The organism is Stieleria sp. (assembly GCF_041595215.1).
In the GTDB taxonomy this organism is placed as follows: Bacteria; Planctomycetota; Planctomycetia; order Pirellulales; family Pirellulaceae; genus Stieleria; species Stieleria magnilauensis.
On record NZ_JBFHKV010000859.1, the window covers coordinates 1 to 3,828 of the forward strand.

Consider the following 3,828-nt stretch of genomic DNA (forward strand, 5'->3'; position numbering starts at 1 on the left):
GCTGTCCAATCAAGTCCAATCGCAAATGGCCGTGGAAGTCTCATTTTTCTGTCGCACCAATTTTTCTGTCGACTTCATACCATGACGGTCGTCGAACGGGACCATTGTCGCGTTGCGAGTTTTCGCAGACTCGGAGACGGGCTTTCGCCAGCGTGCTCGAATCCTCATACCGCAAGTGAGGACAGAAAATTGGTGCGACAGAAACATTTCAAAGACGGGATGCTGGACAACTTATCTCGAAACCACACCGAACTAGTCTTGCGATAGCAGGTTCGCTCCGTGCAACCAGAGGTTGCTCAGGAAGATGGGAAAGGGCAGGAAAGTTAGAGATCGGGAATTTTGATGGTCTTTATTGTGGTCACCCAAGATCGGATCAAAGGTGTCAAGACTCTTTCCTGGTCCAATCGCCTCAGATCGAACTCATATGTAACACGAATGAGACAAAATGCGGGGAACGGCCCCGCATTTCGATGGTAGCCATTAGGTCATCGATCAGAAAACCAGCTTGGGCAAAGAGAAAGACACGCGGCCTCTTTTTTGCCTCGGACTCTTTCTTGCCTGTTCTTGATGTCGAGACTTGTCTTGCGCCGGCGGCCGACGCCGGAGCGAGTTCAGACGAGCGGCCTGCAAAGGCAAGGTCGATGAAGGCAATTCCAGCGATTGGCGTCGTGACCGAAGTTCTATCGACCGAAGCAAGTGCGTTTAGTTCACCAGTCACCTCCACCTCCGATTAATGCTTTTGTGGTACATCGAGCACACGTTTGATTGGTCTTCTTGGAACAGCTTTTATCGACCACGCATGCCGCTGGCAAGAAAGTCGTCGTCGAGAGTCCGAAAATCGGATGCGGATCGATGAGCGGATTGTTGATTTCTTGACAAAATGCAGTTCCTGAGGTGCTCACCACTTGCTCCGCCGTCCTTTTTCAGACTTGGACTTCGTTTCCGCCGCCGGTGTCTTCGTGACACCCACAGTCTGGAACCAGCCCCTTGGTGCGACATAATGGGTGAAAGTGCGGCTTCGATCGTGTAGAATCAGATCCCCACCCCCAAGCACTCCTCTGACGCCCCACCTCGCGAGCCTGATTCCCCCACCTCCGCCTCGGGATACGCGACGAGTCGAGACCGGTTCGGTTGAGTCGTCACGCACTAGCCTCACCCCCAACTCTCCCGCCATCCCCCGCCGGCTGCACGACCTCGAGTTTTTGAAATGCGTCCCACCTGTTTCGCCTTATTGCTGTTGCTCGTTTCGTTCACCTCGACGGTTGCAGCTGAATCGCCCGTCCGTTGGGATTTCGGCAGCGAAGAAACCATGCCATTGACGGTGCATGGCAACGTGACACGCGACCAAGCTGGTCCGCGGCCGCCCGAGTTTCCCGACACGTCGGCCGATAACACGGCGGTGCGTGTTGATGCCGGAGCCTACCTGTCGATTCCCGATTCCGGCGCGGACAGCGAATTTGATTTTAAAAACGGTGATCCGATTACGCTCGAAGCCTGGGTCAATCCGACCGGCATCCGCGACGGCGAGCCGCGGTACATCATCGGCAAAGGACGCACCAGCTTGCCGGGATTCGCCCGAGACAATCAGAACTGGGCGTTGCGGATCGTGGGCGGCCAGGGCGAAGCCAAGGTGAACTTTCTGTTCGCGACGAAGCCTACCAGCGGTGACAAGCACTGGCACCGCTGGACCTCCGTTCTGGGCTTTCCCGTGAATACGGGTTGGCATCACGTCGCGATCACCTACCGCTTTGGCGAACCGAAATCGATCCGCGGCTGGGTTAATGGTAAACCGACCGACGGTCGCTGGGACATGGGCGGCCCAACCGCCGAGCCGCCAGTGGTCGATGACGATGAGGTCCGTATCGGCGAAAGGTTTGCCGGCATGCTGGATACGGTTGCCATCCACCGCACAGTGCTCAGCGACGAAACCTTGGCCGCTCGATTCAAACGCGTGGGCGACGAGCGTGTCGTTCGCATGGCTCCGGAGGTCATGCCCGACCTGGGGCCGATCCCCGCTGGCCGTGTGCTGTTTCAACTGTCCGAAAGCATGCCTGCCGCCGACCGCTGGTTGTTCGAGAGCGAGCCATGGCCATCCGAATCGACTCGCTGGCTGGGCGACGCATTCCTGCTGTCGCGAATCCCGGTGCGCTATGACGACTGGGGTATCCGTTCGAGCTGGAAGGCCCCGTTGTTGTTGCGGATCGCTGGCGACGTCGAACTACCCGCGGGCGACCATCGATTTCTCGTCCGCGTCCGCTCGCTCAGCCGCTTGTGGATCGATGGCGAATTGGTAGCTGACACCAAAACGGTCCGCAGCCGCGGCGGCAATCTCGAACCGATCGTGCCGATTCCCGATCCGCTGGTCCCCGGCGCCCGGCGGTTGCCGTTCCCGCAACAGGAAGCATTCACGTCGTTTGAAATCCCAGCGTCCGAAAAAACAACAGCGTCGAAGCAAACCAATGCGTCCGAAGAAGACGGATCGCGCACCGCGCGGGTGGTCCTGGAAGTCATGGTGGGCGGCAACGGCGACCGCACGGAAACCGGCGAAGTTTGCGTGGCGATCCAGCCCGATGGCGAAGGGTCGCTGTTTGTGTTGCAGCCCGACGCGGCGAGCCCGTTGATGCTGTCCGACGCGGCGGTTGAACCGGTACTGCAAAAATTCGAATCCGACCTGGTGGCATTCGAAGACGAGACACGCCGCCGGGCCGCCGCATCGCAAGACGCCTTCTGGCAGCAACGACACGAACTAGCTCGGGAAACCGTCGTCCCTGAGACATCCCCTAGCACCGATCTCGAATCACATCCGATCGACCGCTTTGTGGCCGCTAAGATTTCGCAGGCGATCAGCCAAGCGGCCAACACCGACGAGGCAACCGCCGCACACTTCAACAACGAAGTGCTGCCGATCCTGCGAGATCAATGTTTCCGGTGTCATGGTGAAAAGGAACAGGGTGGGCTACGGCTGAATTCCCGCGAGCACGCGTTGGCGATGGGCGAGTCTGAATTGCCGGCCGTTGTGCCCGGCGATCCCAACGCCAGCGAAATGATCGTTCGAATTCGTGATCGCGAAATGCCGCCCACTGACGATGGACTGAGCGATCAGCAGATTGCGACGCTGGAACAGTGGGTCGCCGACGGCGCCGTGTGGCCCAATCCGCCAATCGATCCGTCCGCAGTGGCACAATCGCCGTTGGTGGACGACGCCTCGTTCCTCCGCCGAGCTTATTTGGACACCGTGGGCGTCGGTCCTCGTGCCGATGAAGCACGTGAATTTTTGACCAGCAACGATTCCGACAAACGCAACAAATTGGTCGAGCGGTTGTTGCAGGATGATCGGTATGCGGACCACTGGGTCAGTTTCTGGATGGACTTGTTGGCCGAAAACCCAACGCTCCTAAATCAATCGCTCAACTCGACGGGGCCCTTTCGCTGGTTCTTGTACGAATCGCTGCGGGATGGCAAACCGCTGGACCGCATGGTGACGGAATTGTTGCTGATGCGTGGCAGTCGTCACGAAGGCGGTAGCGCCGGTTTCGCGATGGCTGGCGAGAATGATTCACCGATGGCGGCCAAGGGACACATCGTTGCGTCGGCTTTCTTGGGTATCGAATTGCAATGTGCTCGTTGTCACGATTCACCCTACCACAGCACGACGCAAGAAGACCTGTATTCGTTGGCCGCGATGTTGAACCGAAAATCGTTGGCGCCGCCCAAGACCAGTCGCGTGCCGGATGCATTCTTTGAAGGCATCGGACGCGAGTCATTGATCCGGGTGACGCTAAAACCGGACGTGCAAGTCCAACCCAAATGGCCGTTCGCATCGCTCAC

At 58.4% G+C, this 3,828-nt stretch carries 2 protein-coding genes; one reads left to right on the forward strand and one right to left on the reverse strand.

The features are described 5' to 3' along the window. Positions 1-409: 409 nt before the first annotated feature. Positions 410-718, reverse strand: a complete 309-nt coding sequence (locus ABX749_RS25280; RefSeq protein ID WP_372898449.1) for a hypothetical protein — start codon at positions 716-718, stop codon at positions 410-412. A 489-nt stretch (positions 719-1,207) separates the two neighbouring features. Between ABX749_RS25280 and ABX749_RS25285 the strand changes: the two genes are divergently transcribed. Then, the coding region (locus ABX749_RS25285) for a DUF1549 domain-containing protein (protein WP_372898450.1) at positions 1,208-3,828 on the forward strand (2,621 nt) is incomplete at its 3' end.